The 25,321-nt window shown below is 65.8% G+C and carries 21 protein-coding genes and 1 pseudogene; 16 read left to right on the forward strand and 6 right to left on the reverse strand.

Features of this window, described 5'->3' with window-relative positions; genetic code table 11:
• Nucleotides 1–2: 2 nt before the first annotated feature.
• The 6 genes from ACZ9GA_RS11350 to ACZ9GA_RS11375 all read left to right on the forward strand — a co-directional run bounded on the left by ACZ9GA_RS11350 (nt 3) and on the right by ACZ9GA_RS11375 (nt 7,651).
• Nucleotides 3–1,844, forward strand: coding sequence for an ABC transporter ATP-binding protein (locus ACZ9GA_RS11350; protein ID WP_457362585.1), 1,842 nt, complete (start codon nt 3–5; stop codon nt 1,842–1,844).
• A complete protein-coding gene (locus ACZ9GA_RS11355; protein ID WP_457362584.1) occupies nt 1,841–2,149 on the forward strand; it encodes a (2Fe-2S)-binding protein in 309 nt (102 codons plus the stop codon). The genes ACZ9GA_RS11350 and ACZ9GA_RS11355 overlap by 4 nt, the downstream gene beginning before the upstream one ends.
• Complete coding sequence (locus tag ACZ9GA_RS11360) at nt 2,131–3,507, forward strand: FAD/NAD(P)-dependent oxidoreductase (protein ID WP_457362583.1); 1,377 nt, start codon at nt 2,131–2,133, stop codon at nt 3,505–3,507. The genes ACZ9GA_RS11355 and ACZ9GA_RS11360 overlap by 19 nt, the downstream gene beginning before the upstream one ends.
• Nucleotides 3,504–4,658 carry an NAD(P)/FAD-dependent oxidoreductase gene (locus ACZ9GA_RS11365; protein WP_457362582.1) on the forward strand — a complete coding sequence of 385 codons (1,155 nt, stop codon included), beginning with the start codon at nt 3,504–3,506 and terminating at the stop codon, nt 4,656–4,658. The genes ACZ9GA_RS11360 and ACZ9GA_RS11365 overlap by 4 nt, the downstream gene beginning before the upstream one ends.
• A 125-nt stretch (nt 4,659–4,783) precedes the next feature.
• Complete coding sequence (gene argE, locus ACZ9GA_RS11370) at nt 4,784–5,938, forward strand: acetylornithine deacetylase (protein ID WP_457362581.1); 1,155 nt, start codon at nt 4,784–4,786, stop codon at nt 5,936–5,938.
• Nucleotides 5,939–6,193: 255 nt separating this feature from the next.
• On the forward strand, nt 6,194–7,651 hold the full coding sequence (locus tag ACZ9GA_RS11375) for an NAD-dependent succinate-semialdehyde dehydrogenase (RefSeq protein ID WP_457362580.1): 1,458 nt from the start codon (nt 6,194–6,196) through the stop codon (nt 7,649–7,651).
• 137 nt (nt 7,652–7,788) lie between these two features.
• On the opposite strand, the gene ACZ9GA_RS11380 is transcribed toward ACZ9GA_RS11375, so the two are convergent.
• Nucleotides 7,789–8,715 carry a 2-hydroxyacid dehydrogenase gene (locus ACZ9GA_RS11380; RefSeq protein ID WP_457362579.1) on the reverse strand — a complete coding sequence of 309 codons (927 nt, stop codon included), beginning with the start codon at nt 8,713–8,715 and terminating at the stop codon, nt 7,789–7,791.
• Nucleotides 8,716–8,891: 176 nt separating this feature from the next.
• Between ACZ9GA_RS11380 and gabT the strand changes: the two genes are divergently transcribed.
• The 4 genes from gabT (at nt 8,892) to ACZ9GA_RS11400 (ending at nt 13,009) form a co-directional block, all read left to right on the forward strand.
• Nucleotides 8,892–10,187 (forward strand): 4-aminobutyrate--2-oxoglutarate transaminase, encoded by a 1,296-nt coding sequence (gene gabT / locus ACZ9GA_RS11385; RefSeq protein WP_457362578.1) that lies wholly within the window; start codon nt 8,892–8,894, stop codon nt 10,185–10,187.
• Between the two features lie 64 nt (nt 10,188–10,251).
• Nucleotides 10,252–10,905: an HAD family hydrolase gene (locus tag ACZ9GA_RS11390; protein ID WP_457362577.1), complete on the forward strand. Its 654-nt coding sequence runs from the start codon at nt 10,252–10,254 to the stop codon at nt 10,903–10,905.
• A 47-nt stretch (nt 10,906–10,952) separates the two neighbouring features.
• Nucleotides 10,953–11,441 carry an Lrp/AsnC family transcriptional regulator gene (locus ACZ9GA_RS11395; protein WP_008373098.1) on the forward strand — a complete coding sequence of 163 codons (489 nt, stop codon included), beginning with the start codon at nt 10,953–10,955 and terminating at the stop codon, nt 11,439–11,441.
• A gap of 128 nt (nt 11,442–11,569) precedes the next feature.
• Entirely contained in the window at nt 11,570–13,009 is a 1,440-nt protein-coding gene (locus tag ACZ9GA_RS11400) for an aldehyde dehydrogenase family protein (protein ID WP_457362576.1), read from the forward strand.
• 126 nt (nt 13,010–13,135) lie between these two features.
• On the opposite strand, the gene ACZ9GA_RS11405 is transcribed toward ACZ9GA_RS11400, so the two are convergent.
• The 3 genes from ACZ9GA_RS11405 to ACZ9GA_RS11415 all read right to left on the reverse strand — a co-directional run bounded on the left by ACZ9GA_RS11405 (nt 13,136) and on the right by ACZ9GA_RS11415 (nt 16,392).
• Entirely contained in the window at nt 13,136–13,372 is a 237-nt protein-coding gene (locus ACZ9GA_RS11405) for a hypothetical protein (RefSeq protein WP_455922570.1), read from the reverse strand.
• Between the two features lie 63 nt (nt 13,373–13,435).
• Nucleotides 13,436–14,851 carry a DHA2 family efflux MFS transporter permease subunit gene (locus ACZ9GA_RS11410; protein ID WP_457362575.1) on the reverse strand — a complete coding sequence of 472 codons (1,416 nt, stop codon included), beginning with the start codon at nt 14,849–14,851 and terminating at the stop codon, nt 13,436–13,438.
• Between the two features lie 449 nt (nt 14,852–15,300).
• A complete protein-coding gene (locus ACZ9GA_RS11415) occupies nt 15,301–16,392 on the reverse strand; it encodes an NADH:flavin oxidoreductase/NADH oxidase (RefSeq protein WP_457362574.1) in 1,092 nt (363 codons plus the stop codon).
• A 50-nt stretch (nt 16,393–16,442) separates the two neighbouring features.
• On the opposite strand from ACZ9GA_RS11415, the gene ACZ9GA_RS11420 reads away from it, so the two are divergent.
• Nucleotides 16,443–16,778: an ArsR/SmtB family transcription factor gene (locus ACZ9GA_RS11420; RefSeq protein WP_457362573.1), complete on the forward strand. Its 336-nt coding sequence runs from the start codon at nt 16,443–16,445 to the stop codon at nt 16,776–16,778.
• Nucleotides 16,779–16,886: 108 nt separating this feature from the next.
• Here the strand turns inward: ACZ9GA_RS11420 and ACZ9GA_RS11425 are convergent, their stop codons facing one another.
• Nucleotides 16,887–18,605 (reverse strand): thiamine pyrophosphate-dependent enzyme, encoded by a 1,719-nt coding sequence (locus tag ACZ9GA_RS11425; protein WP_457362572.1) that lies wholly within the window; start codon nt 18,603–18,605, stop codon nt 16,887–16,889.
• Nucleotides 18,606–19,055: 450 nt separating this feature from the next.
• Nucleotides 19,056–20,066 (reverse strand): AraC family transcriptional regulator, encoded by a 1,011-nt coding sequence (locus ACZ9GA_RS11430; RefSeq protein ID WP_457362571.1) that lies wholly within the window; start codon nt 20,064–20,066, stop codon nt 19,056–19,058.
• Between the two features lie 295 nt (nt 20,067–20,361).
• On the opposite strand from ACZ9GA_RS11430, the gene ACZ9GA_RS11435 reads away from it, so the two are divergent.
• The 5 genes and pseudogenes from ACZ9GA_RS11435 (at nt 20,362) to ACZ9GA_RS11455 (ending at nt 25,200) form a co-directional block, all read left to right on the forward strand.
• The gene (locus ACZ9GA_RS11435; protein ID WP_457362570.1) at nt 20,362–21,609 is read left to right on the forward strand and encodes a dienelactone hydrolase family protein; all 1,248 of its coding nucleotides are present in this window, start codon (nt 20,362–20,364) and stop codon (nt 21,607–21,609) included.
• Nucleotides 21,610–21,618: 9 nt separating this feature from the next.
• Nucleotides 21,619–22,422, forward strand: a complete 804-nt coding sequence (locus ACZ9GA_RS11440) for an SDR family oxidoreductase (protein WP_457362569.1) — start codon at nt 21,619–21,621, stop codon at nt 22,420–22,422.
• Nucleotides 22,423–22,460: 38 nt separating this feature from the next.
• Nucleotides 22,461–23,702, forward strand: a complete 1,242-nt coding sequence (locus ACZ9GA_RS11445) for a styrene monooxygenase/indole monooxygenase family protein (RefSeq protein WP_457362568.1) — start codon at nt 22,461–22,463, stop codon at nt 23,700–23,702.
• A gap of 11 nt (nt 23,703–23,713) precedes the next feature.
• Nucleotides 23,714–24,239 (forward strand): annotated as a pseudogene (locus ACZ9GA_RS11450) (flavin reductase family protein).
• A 25-nt stretch (nt 24,240–24,264) separates the two neighbouring features.
• On the forward strand, nt 24,265–25,200 hold the full coding sequence (locus ACZ9GA_RS11455; protein ID WP_457362567.1) for a SphA family protein: 936 nt from the start codon (nt 24,265–24,267) through the stop codon (nt 25,198–25,200).
• Nucleotides 25,201–25,321 lie beyond the last annotated feature (121 nt).

Raw genomic sequence — 25,321 nt, forward strand, 5'->3', positions numbered from 1 at the left:
CCATGAGCCATCTCATTCAGGTCAAAGACCTGCGGGTCAATGCCTGTGGCGATCACGGCGAAGTCGAGATCGTCAAGGGCGTGAGTTTCAATCTTGAGCGCGGTGAGGTACTGGCGCTGATCGGCGAGTCCGGTTCGGGCAAGACCACCATCGCGCTGTCGCTGCTGGGTTATGCCCGGCGCGGTTGCCGCATTGCCGGCGGCCAGGTGCGGGTCGGCGATGACGACCTGCTGACCCTCGACGAACCGGCCCTGCAAAAGCTGCGCGGCAACCGTGTCTCCTACATTGCCCAAAGTGCGGCAGCGGCCTTCAACCCGGCCCATCGGCTGATGGACCAGGTACTGGAGGGCGCGCTGATCCACGGCGTGGGCAACCGCGAGCAACTGCGCGAGAAGGCCATCGGCCTGTTCCGCGACCTGGCGCTGCCGGACCCGGAGCACATCGGTGATCGCTACCCGCACCAGGTCTCCGGTGGCCAGTTGCAACGCATCATGGCCGCCATGGCGCTGATCAGCGACCCGCTGCTGGTGGTGCTCGACGAGCCGACCACCGCGCTGGACGTAACCACCCAGATCGAAGTGCTGCGCGCCTTCAAGCGCGTGGTGCGCGAGCGCGGCGCCACGGCCGTGTACGTCAGCCACGACCTGGCGGTGGTGGCGCAGATGGCCGACCAGATCATCGTGCTCAACGGCGGCCAGATCCTGGAACACAACCCTACGCCGGCGCTGCTCAAGGCGCCGGACCATGCCTATACCCGCAGCCTGCTCGACGCGGCGCGCCCGGCCGAACGCATCCGCGTCGACGCCGTGGCGCCTACCGCCACGCCGTTGCTGACCATTCGCGGCATGACCGCCGGCTACGGCCCGCGTGACCTGCAGGGCATGCCCTATATCCGCGTGCTGGAAGACATCGACCTGACCCTGCACCGCGGCCAGGCCATGGGCATCATCGGCGAGTCCGGTTCGGGCAAGTCGACCCTGGCGCGGGTGGTGGCCGGCCTGCTGCAACCGGCGCGTGGTGAGGTGCTGTTCGACGGCCAGCCGCTGTCCGGCGACCTCAAGGGCCGCAGCGCCGACCAGTTCCGCCGCATCCAGATGGTGTTCCAGAACGCCGACACGGCGCTCAACCCCATGCACAGCATCGCCAACATCCTCGGTCGTCCGTTGCGTGCTTATCACGGCCTCAAGGGCGCGGCCCAGCAACGACGCATCGATGAACTGCTGGACCTGGTGAAGCTGCCGCGCAGCATCGCCGAACGCCGCCCCGGCGCGCTGTCGGGCGGGCAGAAGCAGCGCATCAACCTGGCCCGTGCCTTGGCCGCCGAGCCGGACCTGATCTTGTGTGATGAGGTGACGTCGGCACTGGACACCGTGGTCGGCGCGGCCATCCTCGAACTGCTGGCCGAACTGCGCCGCGAACTGGGCGTGTCGTACTTGTTCATCAGCCACGACATTTCCACCGTCCGCGCGCTGTGCGACGAGGTGGCGGTGATGTACAGCGGCCATATCGTCGAAAGCGGCAGCCGCGATGCCCTGGCCCAGGCGCCGTTCCACCCGTACACCAACCTGCTGATCAATTCGGTGCCCGAGCTGCGCCAGGGCTGGCTGGAAAGCACCGCCGTGGCCTGCAAGCTGCCACCGATCAGCGCGCCGGTGGCCAACCAGCGCGAGCTGTGCACCTTCCTCAACCGCTGCCCGCTGCGCGTGGAAGGGCTGTGCAACCATACCGCGCCTAGCCGCCGCGCGATTGTTGGCGGCAGCGAGATTCTCTGTCACCTGGACAGCCGCCAACTGGCGGCGGGTCAGTCCTCAATTATTGTGCCTGCTCAGGGAGCCTACGCATGAGTGCTCGTTTTGTCCGCCTGGCCGAGCAGCAACGCCCGGTCGTGGAGTTGCAGGTCAATGGCCAGCCGGTGCAGGCGCTGGAAGGCGATACGCTGATGGTGGCCTTGCTCACCTGCGGCGACAGCCTGCGCGGCTCGGAATTCGATAACGGCCGGCGCGCCGGTTTCTGCCTGATGGGCGCCTGCCAGGATTGCTGGGTGTGGACCCGCAGCGGCGAGCGCCTGCGCGCCTGCTCCCAGGACGTGCGCGACGGCCTGGACATCCTCACCACACAACCGGAGGCGCTATGGCCACTGCGCGGGTAACCATTGTCGGCGCCGGGCCTGCGGGCATCCGTTGCGCCGAAACCCTGCTGGCGGCGGGCATTCGCCCCACGCTGGTGGACGAAGCGCGGCGTGCGGGCGGGCAGATTTACCGCCGCCAGCCTGAGGGCTTCAAGCGCAACTACACCCAGCTGTACGGCACCGAAGCCGGCAAGGCGCAGGCGCTGCACGAGCGTTTCGACCAGCTGCGCGAGCAGCTCGATTACCGCCCCGAGACCCTGGTGTGGAACCTGGCCGACCAGCAACTGTGCTGCGCCACCCAAGGCCGCTACTCGGCCATCGATTACGACGCCCTGGTGCTGTGCACCGGCGCCACCGACCGGTTGCTGCCGGTGCAGGGCTGGCAACTGGCGGGCACCTACAGCCTGGGCGGCGCGCAGATCGCGCTCAAGGCCCAGGCCGTGTCCATCGGCGCCAACGTGGTGTTCATGGGCACCGGGCCGCTGCTGTACCTGGTGGCCAGCCAATACCACAAGGCCGGTGCCAAGGTGGCGGCGGTGCTCGACACATCGCCCTTGTACCAGCGCCTGCGCGCCACGCCCAAGCTGTTGGCGCGGCCCGGCGTGCTGGCCACAGGCATGAGCCTGCTGGCTGGCCTGTACCGTGCCGGTATCCCGGTGCACCTGGGCGTCACGCCGTTGCAGATTCATGGCGACGAACGCACCGGTGTCGAAGGCGTGACCGTGCGCACCGGCAAAGGCGCAACCCTGCGCGTGGACTGCGATGCGGTCGCGCTGGGCTATCACCTGCGGCCGGAAACCCAACTGGCCGACCTGGCCGGTTGCGCCTTTGCCTTCGACGAGGCCTCGGGGCAGTGGCTGCTGGAAACCGACGACGACGGCCGCACCTCGCTGCCCGGCGTGTACGCCGCCGGTGACGGTGCGCGCATTCGTGGCGCCGACGCGGCCGAAGCGGCGGGGCGCCTGGCGGCCATGGCGCTGCTGCAGGACATGGGCCTGGCGGTGGACGCCGGCCAGCAACAGCAGGCGCGCCAGACCCTGGCGCAGATGGACCGCTTCCGCCTCGGCCTGACCCAGGCCTTCCCCTGGCCAGCCGCCCAGGTCAAACACCTGCCCGATGACGCTATCGTCTGCCGCTGCGAAATGATCAGCGCCGGCGAGCTACGCGGCGTGGTGCGCGAAAAAGGCGCCTGCGAAGTCAACCGCGCCAAGGCCTTCAGCCGCGTGGGCATGGGCCGCTGCCAAGGGCGTTACTGCTCCCAGGCGGGGGCCGAAATCATTGCCGCCGAGGCCGGCGTACCGGTCCGCGAAGTCGGCCGCCAGCGCGGCCAGGCGCCGGTCAAACCCTTGACCCTGAGTTTGCAGGAGGTAGCACCATGACCGTGCAAAAGGCAGACGTGGTCATCGTCGGTGGCGGTTTCATGGGCGCGGCGGCGGCGTTTTTTCTGCGTCAGCATGGCCGTTCGGTGATCTTGCTGGAGCGCGACCAGATCGGTCAGTACGCCAGCGGCGTCAACTTCGGCAACGTGCGGCGCCAGGGCCGTTACCTGTGCCAGCTGGAGGTGTCCAATCGCTCGTTTCATCTGTGGAAGCGCTTGCCGGAACTGATCGGCGAAGACCTGGAGTTTCTGCCCAGCGGGCACATGCGCGTGTGCTACGACGCCGCCCATGTTGCCGACCTCGAGGCCTACGCCCAGGCGCCGGAAGCCCGCGAGCTGGATTTGCAGATTTTCACCGGCAAGGCGCTGCACGAACGCTTTCCGTTTTTGGGGCCGGAAGTGCAGGGCGGCTCCTATGCGCCTCACGACGGCCACGCCAACCCGCGCCTGGCCGCGCCAGCCTTTGCCCGTGCCGCTATCCGCGCCGGGGCCACGGTGCATGAACGCACCGAAGTGCGCGAGGTGCAGAAAGTGGGCGGCGACTTCCACGTCGACACCACCGATGGTCGCCGTTTCGTTGCGCCCAACCTGTTGGTCACGGCCGGTGCCTGGGGAGACAAACTGTCCGCGCAGTTCGGCGAGCCGGTGCCGCTGGACACCAACGGCCCGCAGATGGCGGTCACCGAGCCGGTGCCGTACGCCTTGAAAACCGTGATCGGCGTGTACACCAAGATCCCGGAAGAAGTGATCTACTTCCGCCAGATCGCCCGCGGCAACATCGTCATCGGCGGCGGCTACCGCAGCAAGCCGGACATGCTCAAACGCCGCGCCCATGTGGAACCGCGCAGCATCCTCAACCAGATCAGCCAGATGCGCCGGCTGGTGCCGGGCATTGCGCCGTTGAACATCATTCGGGTGTGGAGCGGGATTGAAAGCTACACGCCGGATTCGTTGCCGATCATGGGGCCCAGCGGGCAGGTGGACGGGCTGTATTACGCGTTCGGGTTTTGTGGCGCGGGGTTCCAGTTGGGGCCGGGGGTGGGGGCGGTGATGGCGGAGTTGATTGCCACGGGCAAGACCAGTACCCGCATTCATGATTTCCACATTGATCGGTTTGCGGCCACGCACCCGCTGCTGCAGGCCACCTCATGACTGTAGCCGCTACCGCAGGCTGCGCTGGCCCTCTGCCTCACTGAGAATCTGCAGTCTACCCAAGGCCCAGCGCAGCCTGACGGCAGCGGCTACAGGTCGTGCGATTCCTTTTTATGCGAGCTACCATGAACCCACGCATCCTCGACATCCTCACCCAGCTGATCAGCTTCGACACCACCTCCAACCTGTCCAACCTGGCGCTGATCCAGTACGTGCAGCAACTGCTGCACAGCAAAGGCATCGACAGCACCCTGGTGCACGACGAGGCCGGCGGCAAGGCCAACCTGTTTGCCAGCGTCGGTCCCAAGCATGTGCCCGGCGTGTTGCTGTCCGGCCACACCGACGTGGTGCCCGTGGCCGGCCAGGCCTGGACCCGCACGCCGTTCCAGGCCACCCTCAGCGACGGCAAGCTGTACGGCCGCGGCACCTGCGACATGAAAGGCTTTATCGCCGTGGCCATCGACGCGCTGCTGACCGCTGCCGACCAGCCGCTCAAGCGTCCGCTGCAACTGGCCCTGTCCTACGACGAGGAAATCGGCTGCGTGGGCGTGCGGCGCTTGCTGGACGTGCTGCACCTGGCGCCGCAACGGCCGTTCCTGTGCATCGTCGGCGAGCCCACGCAGATGCAGTTCGCCTTGGGCCACAAGGGCAAGGCTTCGTACCGGGTGCATTGCCATGGCCAGGAAGCGCATTCCTCGCTGGCGCCGCTGGCGGCCAATGCCATCCACCTGGCCAGCGATTTCATCGCCAGCCTGCGCCACACCCAGCAGCGCTTGCAGGAACAGGGGGCACATGACGATGCCTATGACATCGCCTACAGCACCTTGCATGTGGGGCGCATCGACGGTGGCAAGGCGCTGAATATCGTGCCTAACCTCTGCACCCTGGACTTCGAAATCCGGCATTTGCCGGCGGATGATCCCGAGGCGATGCTGGCGCACCTGGCCGAGCAGGCCGAGGTGATTGTGCGTCAGGCCAAACTGGTGTCGGGCGTGGCGGACATCGAGATTCAGACGCTCAATGCTTACCCAGGGCTGGATACCTCGCCAACGGTGGAAGCGGTGCGCTGGTTGAAGACCTTCGCCGCGCCTGATACCGCCCAGGTCAAGGTCGCGTTTGGCACCGAAGGCGGGCTGTTCGCCCAGCGCCTGAACGTGCCGGTGGTGGTGTGTGGGCCAGGGTCCATCGAACAGGCTCACAAGCCCGATGAGTATGTGGAGGTGAGCCAGTTGCAAGCGTGCGAGCAGTTGCTGCGCAGCTTGCTGGCCGCGTTGTTGTAGTCAAACCGGATCCCTTGTGGGAGCGGGCTCTGCCCGCGAAGGATTCACCGCTATCATTCAGATCAATCGCGGTGTTCATTTCGCGGGCAGAGCCCGCTCCCACACAGAACCCGCATCACGAAGGTTCTCTGCAAGCAGGTCCTGCTGCACATCCGCTGATTTCGGCATTCACCACCGTCGCCATCGCACATTCGGCATCCCCCACCCGCACATCTTTTTAGACTGATCCCATAGCCCCCTCACAGGATCAGCCCCATGCACGACCACACCCTCAAAGACCCGTCCCTGCTCGCCGAACGCGCCTACATCAACGGCCTCTGGCTGGCCGCCGACGACGGCGCCACCCTGGACATCATCAACCCGGCCACCGGCGCCTGCGTGGCCAAGGTGCCGGCGTTGCAGGGCGCCGAAACCCGCCGCGCCATCGACGCTGCTGACGCCGCCTTGCCCGCCTGGCGCGAACTGCCCGCTGCCCAGCGCGCCTTGCTGCTGGAGGCCTGGCACCAGGCGATCCTCGACAACGTCGATGACCTGGCGCTGATCATGACCCTGGAGCAGGGCAAGCCCCTGGCCGAAGCCAAGGGCGAGATCCGCTACGCCGCCACCTTCGTCAAATGGTTCGCCGAAGAAGCCCGGCGCATCTACGGCGACACCATCCCCGCGCCCAGCGGCGACCGCCGCCTGCTGACCCTCAAGCAACCGGTGGGCGTGTGCGCGGCCATCACCCCGTGGAACTTCCCCACCGCCATGATCACCCGCAAATGCGCGCCGGCGTTGGCGGCGGGCTGCACCATCGTGGTCAAGCCTTCGGACCTGACGCCGCTGTCGGCCCTGGCGCTGGCGGTGCTGGCCGAGCGGGTTGGCATTCCGGCCGGGGTGTTCAACGTGGTCACCGGCCTGCCGCAGGGCATTGGCGCGGAGCTGACCGGCAACCCGGTGGTGCGCAAGATCTCGTTCACCGGTTCCACCGCCGTGGGCCGCTTGCTGATGCGTCAGAGCGCCGAGCACATCAAGCGCCTGAGCCTGGAATTGGGTGGCAACGCGCCGTTTATTGTCTTCGACGATGCCGACCTGGAACAGGCCGTGGCGGGCCTGATGCAAAGCAAATTCCGCAACGCCGGGCAGACCTGCGTGTGCGCCAACCGCATCCTGGTGCAGGCCGGTATCTACGATCGTTTTGCCGCGCGCTTGTTGGAAGAAGTGGCCACGCTCAAGGTCGGCAACGGCCTGGACAGCGGCGTCACCCTGGGGCCGTTGATCAATCAGGCGGCGGTGGAGAAAGTGGCGCGGCATATCGACGATGCGCTGGGGCAGGGCGCGCGCTTGCTGTGTGGCGAGGTGCCGGGCGGGGAAGGGCAGTTCGTCAGCCCGGCGGTGCTGGCCGATGCCAACACCGACATGCTGTGCACCCGTGAAGAAACCTTCGGCCCGCTGGTGCCGTTGATTCGCTTTACCGATGAGGCCCAGGCCATCGCCATTGCCAATGACACGCCGTATGGGCTGGCGGCGTATTACTTCACGCAAAACCTGCAGCGCTCGTGGCGGGTGGGCGAGGCATTGGAGTTTGGCATGGTGGGGTTGAACACAGGGGCCATCTCGATGGAAGTGGCGCCGTTTGGCGGGGTGAAACAGTCGGGGCTGGGGCGGGAAGGGTCGCGCTATGGCTTGGACGAATACCTGGAGATCAAGGCCTTTCACATCGGAGGGTTGTAAAGCCTGGGGACCAACCCTGTAGCAGCGGCCGTCAGGCCGCGTCGAAGGCGCCGCGCAATGTCTGGCGTATCGCGGGGGCCCTGACGCCGCCTTCGGCAGCTGCTACAGGATGGTGCGAGCCGCTCGGTGGTCAGGCTTCAATAACCAACCTGGCGATCGATCTGCCCGGTCAGCGGCTCGCCGCGCTGGTGGCGGCGGATGTTGTCCAGCAACACGGCGAAGGCGCTGTCGGGGTGGGTCATGGCGGCAATGTGCGGGGTCATGGCGATGCGCGGGTGGTGCCAGAACGGGTGCTCGGCCGCAGGCGGTTCCTGCTGCATCACGTCCAGAATCGCCCCGGCCAGGTGGCCGCTGTCCAGCGCGGCCAGCAGATCGGCTTCCACCAGATGCCCACCGCGGCCCATGTTGATCAGGCTGGCGCCTTGAGGCAATTGTTCGAAGAGCCGGCCATCCAGAATCCCTCGCGTCTGCTCGGTCAGCGGCAACAGGCAGATCAGGATATCGCAGGCGCCCAGGAATGCAGGCAACTGCCCGGCACCGGCAAAACACTCAACGCCTTCAATCTGATGCGCGCTACGTGCCCACCCCGACAACGCAAAACCCAACCCCTGCAACTGGCGAGCAATGGCCTGCCCCTGCTGCCCCAGCCCCATGATGCCGACACGCCGCTGACCGGCGGGCACCAACGTGTGTTCATCCCACCGCATGGCCTGCTGCTGATTGCGATACAGCAGCATGTCCCGATGCAGGCTCAGCACCGCCCAGGTGGCGTACTCGCACATGCCCGCCGTGATGCTGGGGTCCAGCATGCGCGCCACCGGCAGGTCGGCGGGCAGGGTGTGCAGGTTCAACTGATCGACGCCAGCGGAAATCGCCAGCAGCGCTTTCAGATTGGGCAGCAGGGTGGCCAGATCATCCGGCGCTTGCCAGGCAGCCAGGTAGTGGATGTCGGCGGGGTCGCCAATGTCCGGCCACTGGCGGAATTCGATGTCGGGGGCATGTTCGGCGAACAGCTGTCGCCAGCGCGCGCCGCGTTGCGGGTCGGCTTTGTAGAGCAGGGCCATGGTGGTCTCGCAGGCAAAGGGGATGACGCCTATTGTGCTGCAAGGGCGCCAAGCGATTCTGCCGTTTGTGCGCGGCAAAACAGTCGATCTGCCTGAGGCGGCGGGCAAGTTCGGCCAAGTCGGCTTTGCGCAACCCGTACTCTGGAGTGACTGCAAACCACTACCGGATCGGTCCCATGAACAGCAAACTCAACGACACCCCCCGCCTGCTGCAGCAACGCGAACAGAGCGTGCCCCGTGGCGTGCTCACCGCCCACCCGCTGGTGATCGACCGCGCCCAGGGCTCGCAACTGTGGGACGTGGACGGCAAGCGCTACCTGGACTTCGTCGGTGGCATCGGCGTGCTCAATATCGGGCACAACCACCCCAAAGTGGTCGAAGCGGTGCAGGCGCAACTGCAGAAAGTCTCCCATGCCTGCTTCCAGGTGGTGGCCTACACGCCGTACATCGAACTGGCCCAGCGTTTGAGCCAACTGGTAGGCGGCGACGTGCCGCACAAGGCCGCGCTGTTCACCTCCGGTGCAGAGGCGGTGGAAAACGCCATCAAGATCGCCCGTGGCCACACCAACCGGCCCGGTGTCATCGCTTTCCGCGGTGGCTTCCATGGCCGTACCTTGCTGGGCTGCAGCCTGACCGGCATGAGCCAGCCGTACAAACAGAACTTCGGCCCGTTCGCCCCTGAAATCTTCCACACCCCATACCCGAACCCCTATCGCGGCGTGACCACCGAGGACGCCCTGGCCGCGCTGCAAGAGGTGTTCGCCACCCAGATCGCCCCGGACCGGGTCGCCGCCATCATTGTTGAACCGGTGCAGGGCGACGGCGGTTTCCTCACCGCGCCACCCGAGTTCCTGCAGGCCTTGCGTACCCTGACCCAGCAGCACGGCATTATGCTGATCCTCGACGAAATCCAGGCAGGCTTCGGCCGTACGGGCCGCTGGTTCGGCTTCCAGCACGCCGGCATCCAGCCCGACCTGGTCACCGTGGCCAAGAGCCTGGCCGGCGGTTTGCCGCTGTCGGCGGTGGTGGGCCGCAGCGAGATCATGGACGCTCCGACTCCGGGCGGCCTGGGCGGCACCTACGGCGGCAACGCGCTGGCGTGCGCGGCGGCACTGGCGGTGATCGACGCTTTCGAGCAGGAACAACTGCTGGAACGCAGCGAACAACTGGGCGAGCGCCTGCGTCAGGGCCTGCTGGCCTTGCAGAAGCGCCATGCGCGCATCGGCGACGTGCGTGGCCAAGGGTTCATGCTGGCCATGGAAATGATCAGCGCCGATGCCGCCGCCACGCCGGATGCGGCCCTGGCCCAACAGGTGATCGATGCCGCCCGCGAAGGCGGCCTGCTGGTGATCAAGTGCGGCGTGCACCGCAACGTGGTGCGCTTCCTGGCGCCGCTGACCACCACCGACGCTGAACTCGACGAAGCCCTGGCCATTCTCGAGGCCGCCTTGGCACGGGTCTTGATTGCCTGAACCCCACGACAGGCCCGGGCTTCGCGCCTGGGCCGCCGTTGTCCATCATGGAGATGAAGTTGGCATGCGCCTGACTGACTATCGTGTATTGCTGCTCGACTGTGACGGTGTGCTGGTGGACCGTGAGAGCGGCGTCTGGACGGCGCTGCAGGGCCTGTTCGCCGGCCTTGAAAAGGCCCCGGAAAAAACCGCCGTGCTGACGCGTTTCGCGCAGTCGCTGGACGGACTGTACCCGCGCTTCGATGAGCTGGGTTTCACCGGCCTGCTGTGCTTTGCCCATCGCCAGTTGGCCGAGGGCCTGGGCCTGCGCGCCAGTTGGGAGGAGAGCCTGAGCTTCGCCCGCACCGCCAGCGCCTGGCCGTTGTTCGAGGACGCGCCGGGGGCTTTGCTGTACCTGCGCAAGTTCTACCGCCTGGTGATACTGTGTGACCGCGATGCCCAGGACCGTGAAGCATTGTGCGAACGCCTGGGTATCCACAGCGAGGAATTGCTGGCCCCCGCCGAGGCCCAGGCCTGGCTGGACCAGCAGCAGATACCGTTCGAGCAGGCGCTGTCGGTGCGTGCCGGCTTGCCACCCGGTTTGCAACCTAAAGCGCAGCAGGGCGCCATTTGCCTGCTGCGCCGTGGCCGCCGTGTGCCGGGCGAGTGCCCGGTGGACGTGTGCATCAACAGCCTGGCCGACCTGGTTGCGCAACATCAGCTATCGTTACGCCGTTGAATTGATTGAAGAACCTCAGGGACATTAGCGCATTCGAGGGTAAGTGAATGGAAGGCATGGTCAAACTGGACCGCATCGATATCAACATTCTGGTGGAGCTGCAGAAGGACGGGCGCATGACCAACGTCAGCCTCGCCGACGCCGTGGGCCTGTCGGCCAGCCCGTGCCTGCAACGGGTCAAGCGCCTGGAGGCGGCCGGCTATATCTCCAGCTACAAGGCGCACATCAACCTGGCCAAGATCACCGACTCGGTGACCATCTTCACCGAGATGACCCTGGGCGATCACAAGCGCGAAGACTTCGCCAAGTTCGAGGCCAACATCCGCCAGGTGGACGAGGTGCTCGAATGCCACCTCATCAGCGGCGGCTACGACTACCTGGTGCGCTTCATGACCCGCAGCATCCAGCACTACCAGGAAGTGATCGAGAGCATCATCGACAAGAACATCGGCATCGCCAAATACTTCAGCTACATCGTCATCAAGTCGCCGGTGATGAAAGAAGTGGTGCCGCTGCGCAAGCTGATTCGCCACTGACGCAGCAACCGGCGAAAAGCCGGCTGCATTCAGCACAACCTTCCATGCACGGCCCAACAACAGCACGTTCGCGCAGGGCGACTTTGTTAGCGTATCAGGCATGGACCCCTTCGCCTGAGAGCCTTCCCATGACCGCCCTGATCGACCCGCAGCTGTGCAAGCGTTTCTACATCGATGGCCAATGGTGCCTGCCCGCCGTGGCGGCGAGCCTGCCGGTGATCAACCCGGCCACCGAGACCGTGATTGCCGAAGTGGCCAAGGGCTCGGCTGCGGATGTGGACCGCGCCGTGGCTGCGGCGCGGTCGGCGTTCGCGCAGTGGTCGGTGTCGCCGGTGGCAACCCGTGTGCAGGTGCTGACCCGTCTGCATGAACTGATGCTGGAGCGCACCGAGGTCTTCGCCCAGGTGCTGTCGCAGGAAATGGGCGCCGCCATCTCCTTTGCCCGCACGATGCAGGTGCCTTTGGCCGCCGAGCATATCCGCGTGGTGCGAGACCTGCTGCCTGATTACCCGTTTGAAAAAGTTGAAGGCGGCACGGCCATCGTCCGCGAAGCCATCGGCGTGTGTGCGCTGATCACGCCGTGGAACTGGCCGCTGTACCAGATCACCGCCAAGGCTGCTGCGGCGATTGCCGCAGGCTGCACCGTGGTGCTCAAGCCCAGCGAACTGTCGCCGCTGAGCGCCTTGCTGTTCGCGCAATTGATGCACGACGCCGGCGTGCCGGCCGGGGTGTTCAACCTGGTCAACGGCAGCGGCGCCGAGGTGGGCGAGGCCATGGCGGCGCACCCGGATGTGGACATGATTTCCATCACCGGCTCCAACCGCGCCGGCGCCCTGGTGGCCCAAGCCGCCGCGTCTACGGTCAAGCGCGTGACGCAGGAACTGGGCGGCAAGTCGCCGAATATTCTGCTGCCTGACGCCGACTTCGACACCGTGGTCCCCAAGGGGGTGATGACGGCGTTTCGCAACGTCGGGCAATCGTGCAGCGCGCCCACTCGCATGATCGTGCCCCGCGCGCGGCTGTCGGACATCGAGGTGTTGGCAGCAGCGACGGCCAATGCCATCGTGGTGGGCGATCCGGCCTCTGTTGACACCGTGCTGGGGCCGATTGCCAACGAAGCGCAGTTCAACCGCGTGCAGGCGATGATCGATTCGGGGTTGAGCAGTGACGCCAAGCTGATTTGCGGCGGGCCTGGGCGGGTAGAGGGGTTGGAGACGGGATTCTATGCCCGGCCGACGATTTTCTCGGAAGTCACCAGCGACATGCCCATCGCCCAGGAGGAGATATTCGGGCCGGTGCTGTGCATCATCCCCTACGACACGGTGGAACAGGCCGTGGCCATTGCCAATGACACCGTGTATGGCTTGAGTGCCCATGTGCAGGGCCAGGATCTGGTGCAAGTGCGCGCAGTGGCGTCGCGGATCAGGGCGGGGCAGGTGTTGCTCAACTATCCGGCGTGGAGCCCGTATGCGCCGTTTGGCGGCTACAAGCGCTCGGGTAATGGCCGGGAGTTTGGGGTGCATGGGTTCGAGGAGTATCTGGAAACCAAGGCGATGATCGGGGTGTAAACCACACCGTCACCCCGTCACCCCGTCACCCCGTAGCCGCTGCCGCAGGCTGCGCTGGCCCGCGTTAACCCTGAAGATCCTCAGCGGGGCACGGGGCCAGCGCAGCCTGGCGGCAGCGGCTACAGATCAGTTGAGCCAAGTGGCAACTATTCGCCGATCCAGCTCCTCCCAATCCGCCATCCCCAGCACCCGCGTGGTGTTCAACCCGCGCAGATACCCGCGCAACTGGTTGGCCGTGGCCTGCAAGGTCGCGGCATCGGCAGTGCCCTGGCCCAGCACGGTTTCGTACTCGATCAGGTAATCGGCCACCCGCTCACGGAACTCGGGCAACACGGCGTCGCGAATCAGATCAAAGGTTCGCATGGGGCCTTCCTGTTTAATTAATTGTTGTCAGGCCCTTAGTCTGCACGCGTGGGGTTGGTTGCTTCAAGCCATTGAGCGGCGAATCCGGCTGATGCTCACGCAGGTGGCCAGGCCTGAGGCAATCGCCGCCACGCCCAGGGCCAGGTGCATCGCCCCGGCTTCCAGCACCGCCACCGCATGTTCGCCCACCGCATGCCCCAGGTACACCGACAGCACCACGGCCACCAGGGCGGCGCCCAGGCATTGGCCGAAGGTGCGGGCGATGGCCAGCACGCCCGAGGCACTGCCGCTGCGCTCGCGGCTGACGTTGGCGAGCATTTCGCGATTGTTGGGGCTCTGGAAAAACCCGAAGCCGATGCCGCACAGGCATTCACGCCACAGGATGTCCACGGCGCTGGCGTCGGGGGCCAGCAAGGCCAGCAGCGCCAGGCCCAGGGTCAGCAGGCTCAGGCCGATGGTGGACAGCACCGCCGGTGGGTGTCGATCGGCCAGGCGCCCAGCCTGCGGCGCTGCCAGGATGATGCCCACCGGCCACGCCGTGAACAGCAATGCCGAAGCAAACACGCTGTAGCCGTAGGCGTTCTGGAACAGAAACGGCAACGCCAGGATGGCGATGCCTTGGCTGACGAACGCGGTGAAGGAGGTCAGGGCCGCCAGCGAAAAGCGTGACGACTTGAAGATTTCCAGCGGCAGCAAGGGCACGGTGGCCCGGCGTTGGCGCCAGATGAACGCGGCACCGGCCGACACCATGACCAGCGCAAAAATACCGGCCTGGTCCAGGCTCTGCACGCTGGCCACCGCCTCGGTCGCCAAAATGGCAGCACCCATGGTGACCGCCGACAACACGGCACCGGCCACGTCGAACGAGGCACTGCTGCGCGAACGCTGCTTGGGCACCGCACGCTGGCCGAGCACGCAGGCGGCGATGCCGAGGGGAATATTGATCGCAAACAACCACGGCCAGCTGGCCAGTGACAGCACGGTGCCGCCGAACGCCGGGCCGATCGCGGTGCTGGCAGCTACCAGCAAGGCGTTCAGGCCGAGGATTCGACCGAGCAGTCGGGTGGGGAACACCGTGCGGTAAATGGCCGGGCCGATGCTCAAGGTGGCCGCACCGCCGATGCCTTGCAGCACGCGCATGGCGATCAGCACATCCAGCGACGGCGCCAGGGCGCAGCCCAGCGAAGCCAGGGTGAACAGGCCCATGCCACCGACAAACAGCGCGCGAAAGCCGATACGCGTGGCCAGTGCCGAGAACATCATCAGCGTCATGGCGGCGGCCAGCAGGTAGCCGTTGGCAACCCACACCGTGGTCGCAGCCGGTACGTTAAAGGCGGTGGCCATGGACGGCAGGGCGATGTTGACCACCGTCCCGTCAATGACGGCCATGGCCGTCGCCGTCATCACCGCTACCATCGCCTGGCGCCGTTGCGGGCCGGGCAGTCCATCGTCGTCGGGTTGATCGATAAACAGCGACATTCAGATCCTTTGAGGGGGAGGGCAGGGATCGGGATTGTGCCATGAGCGGGGCGCACCTGTCTGAAGCCAGGCCTACAAGGAGGACCAGGTGATGCCATAGGCATAACTGGCCCGAAACAAATGTGGGACCGGGGGGCCGGCCATCCGGCTCTGCCCGGGAAGCGCCGCGCGGGCGGCGCGCGGTCTCATGAACGCTGCCCCCCTAAAGGCATGCACCTTTACGCCCCACCGCGATTCGTAGCCGCTACCGCCAAGCTACGACCGAGGTGTGGCGTAAAGGTGCATGCCGGTGTTGTGGTGGTGTTCATCAGACCGCGCGCCGCCCGCGCGGCGCTTCCCGGGCAGAGCCGGATGGCCGGCCCCCCGGTCCCACATTTGTTGCAACGTACCATGGCCTGACACTCCGAGGTTTTAGCCTTGTGTGTTCGGCACCAGGTCGGTGTCAGGCGTTAGCGGTAGCGCTCCAGCCAATGCGCATAAGGTGCCGGCAAGGTCCACGAGGCCTTGTCCACACCCAACTCCTTGGCCGCGAAGTACGGCCAGTGGGGGTCTGCCAGGTGCGCACGGCCCACCGACACCAGGTCCAGATGCCCCGCCTCGACGGCTTCATGGGCCAGATGCGGGGTACCAAAGCCCCATGCCGAAGTCACCGGCAAGTCCGCTTCACGGCGCACGCGCTCGGCAATCGGGCCCATGAAGGCCGGGCCCCACGGGATGTTGGTGTCAGGAATGGTGAAGCCGACGCTGACGCTCAGCAGATCCAGACCGCCTGCCTTGAAGCGACGCGCCAGTTCGATGGACTCAACCAGGGTCTGCTCATCACGACCGTCGTACTCCAGCACGCCGAAACGCGCGGTCAGCGGCAGGTGCTCGGGCCACACTTCACGCACGGCGGCCAGGGTTTCCAGCAGGAAGCGGCTGCGGTTGTCGAAGCTGCCGCCGTAGGCGTCGGTGCGCTGGTTGGAGTGCTCGGAGAAGAAGCTCTGGCCCAGGTAGCCGTGGGCGAAGTGCAGTTCGATCCATTCGAAGCCGGCGTCGCGGGCGCGGCGGGCAGCGTCGACGAAGTTCTGGCGCACCCGGGCGATGTCGTCCAGGGTCATGGCGCGCGGCACTTTCGGCAGGTTGGCGCCGAAGGCGATGGCCGATGGGGCGATGGTCTGCCAGCCTTCAGGGTTGCCTTCAGCGATATGGTCGTCACCTTCCCACGGACGGTTGGCGCTGGCCTTGCGGCCGGCGTGGGCGATCTGGATGCCCGGCACCGAGCCTGCGGCCTTGATGGCCTGCACTACGGGCACGAAGGCCTGGGCCTGTTCGTCGGTCCAGATGCCGGCGCAGCCGGGGGTGATACGCCCTTCAGGGGCGACTGCGGTGGCCTCGACCACGACCAGACCGGCGCCGCCACGGGCCAGGCCGGCCAGGTGCACGTGGTGCCAATCGTTGATCAGGCCGTCTTTGGCCATGTACTGGCACATCGGTGGAATGGCGATGCGGTTGCGCAACGTGACGTCTTTAAGGGTGAAGGGTTGGAACAACGCGGACATGTGCAACTCCGGCAATGAGTAACTTTCGGTAGTTCGATCATAATCGAACTATGGCAATTTATGGAAGCCTCGATATCATGTGCGCCATGCGAGCCTATACCCACCCCAATCCCGAAGACCTGACCCTTGAGCGTCTGCTGTACGCCTTGAGTGATCCGGTGCGCCTTGAAATCGTGCGCTGCCTGGCCGGCGTGGCCGAAGCCACGTGTGGCGAGCTGGATGGCGGGCGGCCCAAATCCAGCATGTCCCACCATTTCCGCGTGCTGCGCGAGGCGGGGCTGGTGCAGACCCGCAACGTGGGTACCATGCACATGAATTCGTTGCGCAGTGAAGTATTGGAGAGTCGCTTTCCTGGATTGCTGGGCAACGTCCTGTCGCAGCGCTGATGTAGCCGCTGCCGCCAGGCTTGAGATCAGGTTGCCTGCATCGCGGCCAAGGCCGGCTCCTACCACGATCGGCGTAGGAGCCGACCTTGGTCGCGATGCAGGCGCCGCCTATTTCAGGAAATTATTCACCAGCAAATCCTTCACATCCCCCGCACGCCCACCCAGCACGGCCTTGGCCGAATACAGCGCCATGCCGGCCACCTGGGCGAACTCCACCTTGGCGGGCATCACCAGCTCTTCCGGGTTGACCTTCACGTCCAGCAGCGCCGGCCCAGGTTGCGCGAGAAAGGCCTGCACCGCCTCTTCCAGTTCGGCCCCTTCGCTGACCTGCCGCCCCCACAACCCCATGGCCTTGGCCACTTCGGCAAAGTCGGGGTTGTGCAGGTCGGTGTAGTTGTCCAGCAAGCCCTCGACCTTCTGCTCGATCTGCACGAAATTGAGCGAAGCGTTGTTGTACACCACCACCTTGATCGGCAGTTTCTCCTGCACCGCGGTCAGCAGATCGCCCAGCAGCATCGCCAGCCCGCCGTCGCCGGACAGGGAGATGACCTGCCGATCGGGGTAGGCCTTCTGCAACCCCAGCGCCTGGGGCATGGCGTTGGCCATGGTGCCGTGGCGCAGGCTGGTCAGCGTGCGGCGGGCGCCGTTGACGTTGATATGGCGCAGCACCCAGACCATCGGCGAGCCGCCGTCGGCGGTGAACAGCGCGTCGCTGCTGGCGTGCTGATCCAGCAAGTGGGTCAGGTACTGCGGGTGGATCAGCTCGCCCTCGGTGTGGCGCTGGTCGTGGGCCATCACCTTGAGGGTGTGCTGGCGGTGCTTGAGGCATTCTTCCAGCCAGCCCACAGTGGTCTTTTCTTCCACCAGCGGCAGCAGCGCCCGCAGGGTGGGCAGCACATCGCCGACCACGCCCAGGTCCACCGGGTGGCGGCGGCCCAGATGCGTGCCCTTGCGGTCGATCTGGATAACCTTGGCCTTGGCCGGGTAGAACTGCTTCCAGGCAAAGTCGGCGCCCAGCAGCAGCAAGGTGTCGCACTCCATCATCGCGTGGTAACCGGACTCGACGCCGAACACGCCGGTCATGCCCATGTTGTAGGGGTTGTCGTATTCGACGAAATCCTTGGCCCGCGAGGTGTGGGCGATGGGCGCCTTGAGCAGGCGCGCCAGTTCCACCAGTTCGTCATGGGCACCGGCGCAACCAAAGCCTGCGTAGATCGAAACCTTCTTGCCGGCTGCCAGCAGGGCCGCGATCTGCGCCAGTTCCTCGGGGTTGGGCTGGGTAACCGGGCGAGGGTGGTGGGCGGCGAAAGGCGTATCGTCCTTGACCTCAGCCAGGCTGATGTCCGACGGCAGGATAATCACCGCCACGCCGCCTTCATTCAGCGCGGTCTGGGCGGCCAGTGCGGTAACCCGGCGTGCCTGCTCGGGGGTGTACACCTGCTCGCAGAACACCGTGCAGGGGCCATAGATGGCTTTGAAATCCACCTCCTGGGGGAAGTCCATGCCCAGTTCGCTGGTGATCACCTGGCTGGCGATCAGCACCATGGGCGCGCCGTTGCGCTGGGCTTCGAACACCCCGTTGATGAAATGCAGGCCGCCTGGGCCGCAAGAGCCGGCGCACGCGGTCAGCCGCCCACTGATGAACGATTCGGCCCCGGCGGTAAAGGCGGCGACTTCCTCGTGGCGTACATGCACCCACTGGATATCGCTGCGGCGGATGGCGTCGGTGACGTGGTTGAGGGTGTCGCCAACGATGCCGTAGCAGTTGCGGACCCCGGCGGCCTGAAGGGTTTCGATGACGATTTCAGCGACTTTCTTGCTGGGCATTGGACTTCCTCGGGAGAGCGTGCGTAGAGGATTAGTCACCCTGCATCGCCGAGGAGTTCAGATGCTGCCGAAGGGCAACGCCGCTCTCACAGGCCATGGTACGTTGCAACAAACGTGGGAGCGGGCTCTGCCCGCGAAGCGCCGCGCGGGCGGCGCTCGATCTAAAGACCGCCACAAGTCCCCAAGACATGCGCCTCAATGCCCCACGGAGCACCGTAGCCGCTGCCGAAGGCTGCGCTGGCCCTATGCCTCACTACAGATATCCAGCGTTCACACCGGCCAGCGCAGCCTGGCGGCAGCGGCTACGGGATCGCATCATGGCTGGCGGGTGCCAGTCGAGGTTTTTCTGGTGCTCTTGAGATCGAGCGCCGCCCGCGCGGCGCTTCGCGGGCAGAGCCCGCTCCCACCCATGGCCTGATGGATAGGCGTTGCCAGCCTTGGTAGGCGTGGTCAACGGTACCGCAGCGTCGCCGAAGGCAGCTCGCCGTAGCGCTTGCGGTATTCCTGCGAAAACCGCCCCAGATGCGAAAACCCCCACTTCAGCGCAATGTCCGTCACCGATTCGTGCCCCGGGCTGCGCAGCGCCTGATGCACGCGCTCCATGCGCACATCACGCAGAAACGCCATGGGGCTGGTGCCACGATATTCCCTGAACCCTGCGAACAACGTACGCACACTGACGCCTGCCTGCGCAGCCAGTTGCTCGATGGCCAGCGGTTCATGGGCATGGGCGAGGATGAATTCCTCGGTGCGCTTGACGAAAAACGGCGAAATCTTTCGCGGCTGCGCCGGGGCGTTCAGGCCCTCCTGCAGGTTGTTCGGCTGCCCGTACAGCAAGGCATTGATCAAGGTGGCTTCGAACTGCTTGAGCACCAGCGGGTGATGGATCGGGTGCTGCGGCGCGGCGAGGGCGTCGGCCAGGGTCGCGAGCAGTTGCAGGAAATAGTCGGCCGCCGGCGTGGTCAGGTCAAACCGTGGCTCGAAGCGCAGCGGCTGCTGCAACGGCTGGCCCAAGTGCTGGGCGCAGTGGCGCTCCACTTCCTCGCGGTCCAGACGCAAGGTCAGTTGCGGCGAGTCGGCGGCCCAGCGCATGGACACCGGCGCCTGGGGGGAAATGATCGAGGCGCACACGGGGGTCGAGGTGAACTGCACCCCATCGCACTGGATCTCGGCGCTGCCGCGCGTGGGGATCTGCACCAGCAGGAAGTCCTCCAGCCGCCCGGGGTCGATGGTCACCGGCGCGCCGTACTCCAGCAGGTTCAGCGACAGCCGGCCCTGGCGCACGTGGTGCATCGAGGCGCTGACCTCGCGGGTGGGCGCCGCAACCTTCAAGTCATGAGGCTTGAACACATCGCCCACGCGGTCACGAATGCGTTCACGGTCGTGCAGCAGGAACAGACGGTTCTGCGGGGTGAACAGCGGCGTGTGTTCAAAACGGGCACCACCAGCTTGCGGGTTCATGGCTACCTCACTCGTGCACGGTTTCAAGGCAGTGTGGGCCATAACGTTACCCGGCGTTTTCGCTGGGCGGATAACGGGTGCAGTATCTGGATACTGCGGCCTCTGCGCTGTTTCTTTTTGGCCACTTTGTGGTGGTCTTGCAGGGGTGGTAGCAAACGCCGCGCCAGGTTTCACGGCGCCACGGCCGCGCAAAACTTTCCGCACCGCGCGGACAGACCCTGCAGCCAGCGGATAGTGAGCACCGACCGCCGGCCCCAGGATGGCTCCAACTTCACCCGATGTTGGAGACGTACCCATGAACGGTCGCTATATCAGCGTCACGGCAGCTGACGGACAACAGTTTCAGGCCTACCTGGCCCCCGCCATTGGCGGCAGTGGCCCGGGCGTTGTGCTGTGCCAGGAAATCTTCGGGGTCAACCCGGCCATGCGCGAGGTGGCCGACTTTCTGGCCGAGGAAGGCTACAGCGTGCTGGTGCCCGACCTGTACTGGCGGCAGGCGCCGGGCATCGAACTGGGTTACGAGGAGCAAGACTTTGCCCAGGCATACGCCCTGTACCAGGCCTTCGATGAGGACAAGGGTGTCGAGGACATCCGCGCCAGCCTCAACGCCTTGCGTCAATTGCCCGAATGCACCGGCGCCGCCCAGGGTGTAGTCGGCTATTGCCTGGGCGGCAAACTGGCGTACCTGGCCGCCTGCCGCTTGCCGGAAGTGGCCTGCGCCGTGGGCTATTACGGCGTGGGCATCGAAAAGGCGCTGACCGAACTGGAAGGCCTGCAGGGCCGCCGACTTGTCTTGCACATGGCCGGACTCGACCAGTTCTGCCCCGGCGAAGCCCGCGCCGCCATCTTCGCCGCCGCCCAGCCGCTGACGGGCGTGGAGACCTACCTGTACCCCGGCGTCGATCACGCCTTCGCCCGCCCCAATGGCCATCACTACGACAAGCCCGCCGCGCTGATGGCCCACCAACGCACCGTGGCCGCCCTGCGTCGTACCCTGGGGCCGGACTACGACCTCTCGGCCCTGTGGGAGGAGCACATACGCCACGAGTTCGACACCCGCGACGTGCCCGCCACCATGGCGACCATGGTCGCCGAGCCCTACGTCAACCATATCCCGACCATGACCGGCGGGGTCGGTTACGCGCAGCTCAGCCGCTTCTACCAACACCATTTCGTCCACGGCAACCCTCAGGACATGGCCCTCACGCCCATCTCTCGCACGGTGGGCGCCACGCAGATCGTCGACGAATTCATCATGAGCTTCACCCACGACAGCGAGATCGACTGGCTGCTGCCCGGCATCGCGCCTACCGGCCGCACGGTGCAGATCCCCATGCTGGGGGTGGTCAAGTTCCGCGGCCCCAAGCTGTGTCACGAACACATCTATTGGGACCAGGCCAGCGTGCTGGTGCAGATCGGCCGCCTGGACCCCACCGGCCTGCCCATCGCCGGCGTCGAGACCGCGCACAAGCTGCTCGATGAAAGCCTGCCGTCCAACACCCTGATGCCCAATTGGCCTACCAGCGCCGAAAAGCGCGCCTGAGGAGGTGACATGTCCACATTCCTGAATCCCGATGCCTTGCAAGGCAAGGTGGCACTGATCAGCGGTGGCGCCACCCTGATCGGCATGGCCGTGGCACGCGGCCTGATCGCCGCCGGTGCGCGGGTGGTGCTCTTTGACATCGACGCCCAAGCCGGGCAGCAGGCGGCGGAGCAGTTGGGCCGCAGGGCGCAGTTCTTTGCCGTCGATATCACCCAGGACGCGCAGATCAGCAAGGCCCTGGCCACGGTGCACCAGACGCTGGGCCCGGTCAGCCTGTTGATCAACCTGGCCTGCACCTACCTGGACGACGGCCTGGCTTCCAGCCGTCAGGACTGGTTGCAGGCGCTGAACGTCAACCTGGTGTCGGCGGTGGCGCTGACCCAGGCCCTGCACCCAGACCTGGCCGCCAACCGTGGCGCCATTGTCAACTTCTCGTCCATCTCGGCCGGCTGCGCCCAGACCGGGCGCTGGCTGTACCCGGTGTCTAAGGCCGCGATCCAGCAACTGACCCGCAGCATGGCCATGGACCTGGCGCCGGACGGCATCCGCGTGAATTCGGTATCGCCGGGCTGGACCTGGTCGCGGGTGATCGAGCAGGCCAGTGGCGGCAACCGCAGCAAGGCCGACCAGGTGGCCGCCAGTTACCACCTGCTGGGCCGCCTGGGCGAACCGGACGAGGTGGCCAACGTGGTGACCTTCCTCTGTTCGCCCGCCGCCAGCTTCGTCACCGGCGCCGACTACGCGGTGGACGGCGGCTACTCGGCCATGGGCCCGGAACAGAACCTGCCGGCCATTGCCCGCCTGGCGCAATGAACCACCCCCCACTTCTTCACCCCAACAGGAACACCATCATGCGCAGTATTGCTATTGTCGGAGCCGGCCAGGCCGGCCTGCAGCTTGGCCTGGGCCTGCTTGCCCAGGGCTACCACGTGACCCTGACCACCAACCGCACGGGCGAGCAGATTCGCAGCGGCAAGGTCATGTCCAGCCAATGCATGTTCAACACCGCGCTGCAGACCGAGCGCGACCTGGGCTTGAACTTCTGGGAGCAGCACTGCCCGGCTGTGGAAGGCATCAGCCTGACCGTGCCGCACCCGCAGCAGCCCGGCGAGCGCCTGTTCAGCTGGAGCTCGCGGCTGGAGCGTTACGCCCAGTCAGTGGACCAGCGCCTGAAAATGCCGGCCTGGATGGATGAGTTCGTCAAGCGCGGCGGCGAACTAGTGATTGCCGACGTGGGCATCGCCGAGCTGGAAACCCTCACCCAATCCCACGACCTGGTGCTGCTGGCGGCGGGCAAGGGCGAGGTGGTCAACCAATTCGAAAAAGACACCCAGCGCAGCGCCTTCAGCCAGCCGCAGCGGGCCCTGGCGCTGACCTACGTGAAAGGCATGACCCCGGCGTCGCCGTTCTCGCGAGTAGCCTTCAACCTGATCCCCGGGGTAGGCGAGTACTTCGTGTTCCCGGCGCTGACCACCAGCGGCCCTTGCGAAATCATGGTGTTCGAAGGCGTCCCCGGCGGCCCGATGGACTGCTGGCACGACATCAAGACCCCCGAAGCGCACCTGGCCAAAAGCCTGGAAATTGTGCGTCAGTACCTGCCCTGGGAAGCCGAGCGCTGCCAGCACCTGACCCTGACCGATGACAACGGTTTTCTCTCGGGCCGCTTCACGCCCATGGTGCGCAAGCCGGTGCTGACCCTGCCGTCCGGGCGCACGGTGCTGGGCATGGCCGACGCGCTGGTGGTCAACGACCCCATCACCGGCCAGGGCGCCAACAACGCTGCCAAGTGCAGCAAGGTCTACCTGCAGGCGATCCTCGACCAGGGCGCGCGGGCTTTTGATGCGCAGTGGATGGCGCAGACCTTCGAGCAGTACTGGGGCTACGCCCGCCATGTGGTGCAGTGGACCAACACCTTGCTGACGCCGCCGCCCGAGTACCTGCTGGGCCTGTTGGGCGCGGCCAGCCAATCGCAGCCCCTGGCCGCGGCCATCGTCAATGGCTTCGACGACCCGCGCACCTTCGCCCCCTGGTGGTTCGACGCCGAACAGTGCCAGGCCTTCATCGACAAAACCACCCGGCACGTGGCTGCCTGAAGGAGCGTCCCATGAGTCTCGATCTTTCTTTGCGAACTGCCCAAGGCTGCGACCCTCGCGATCTGCGTGGGGTGCTGGGCCAGTTCGCCACCGGCGTCACCGTGATCACCACCTGCACCGCCGACGGTCGCAAGGTGGGCATGACCGCCAACTCGTTTTCCTCGGTGTCGCTGGAACCGGCGCTGGTGCTGTGGAGCCTGGCGCGCTCGGCCCCCCAGCCTGGCCGATTTCAGCGCTGCCAGCCACTTTGCGATCAATGTGCTGGGTGCGGCCCAGCACGGCCTGTCGCGGCACTTTTCCCGGCCCGCCAACGACAAGTTCGCTGGCATCGCCCACGCCAGCGGCACCGCCGGCGTGCCGCTGCTGGACGACGTGGTCGCCACCCTGGTGTGCCGCAACGTCACCCAGTACGAGGGCGGTGACCACCTGATCTTCATCGGCGAGATCGAACACTACCGATACAGCGGCGCAGAACCGCTGGTCTTCCATGCCGGCCAATACCGGATCGCCGCCGCGCATCCTGAGCTGGCCCAATAACGCTGCCGCCTGACGGGGAATACCCATGAAATCGCGAATGATGTCTGTGTGCGGGGCCAGCTTGCTGATTGCCCAGGGAGCAGGGGCCTACGACTTGCCCGTGGTCAACCTGGGGCTGACCAGCTTCCTGGACGGTGGCTTGCCCGCAGGGCCGGGGTGGTATTTGCAGGAGTATTTCCAGAACTACAGCGCCGACAAACTGCGCGACAAGGACGGCAAGGCCCTGGCGTTGCCCAAGCAGGATCTGGACTACCAGGTGGCCGTGACGCAGCTCAGCTACCTGTCCACCCTGCGCCTGGGCAACGGCAGTCTGGGCTTGAACGCGGTGCTGCCGGTGGTCACGCGCATGCGCGTCGACGACGGCCTGAACAACGCCGCCTTGCGCGGGCAGAGCGGGGTGGGGGACTTGCTGATCGGGCCGTTCATTCAGTTCGACCCGGTGATGGGGCCGGACGGGCCGAAGTTCGTGCACCGCATCGAGTTGCAGGTCAACCTGCCCACCGGCGAGTACGACGACCGCCACGCGGTGAATCCGGGCAACAACGCCTGGTCGTTCGACCCGTACTGGGCGGCGACCTATTGGTTTACGCCGAAATGGACGGCGTCGGTGCGTGCGCATTATTTGTACAACGGCAAGAACGATGACCCGGCGTTGTCATTGGGGGCGGTTGACAGCATTCAGGCGGGGCAGGCGTTGCATGCCAACTTTGCCACCGAGTATGCGGTCACCGAGCACCTGCGGTTGGGCCTTAACGGTTACTGGCTCAAGCAGATCACCGATACCCAGATCGATGGGCATGACGTGGCGGGGCGGCGCGAGAAAGTCTGGGCGATTGGGCCGGGGGGGATGTACAGCTTTTCGGCCAATGATCATGTGTTTGTGAATGCGTACTTCGAGCAGGATGTGCAGAACCGTCCGGACGGGAGTCGGGTGCAGGTGCGGTACGTGCATCACTTCTGAGGCCCCACCTGTAGCAGCGGCCGCCAGGCCGCGTCACAGACGCTGCGGTATACCTGATGCACCGCGTGCGCCAGACGCCGCCTTCGGCAGCTGCTACACCATCCTGTGGGAGCGGGTTCTA

It is taken from the genome of Pseudomonas sp. TE3644 (assembly GCF_056278815.1).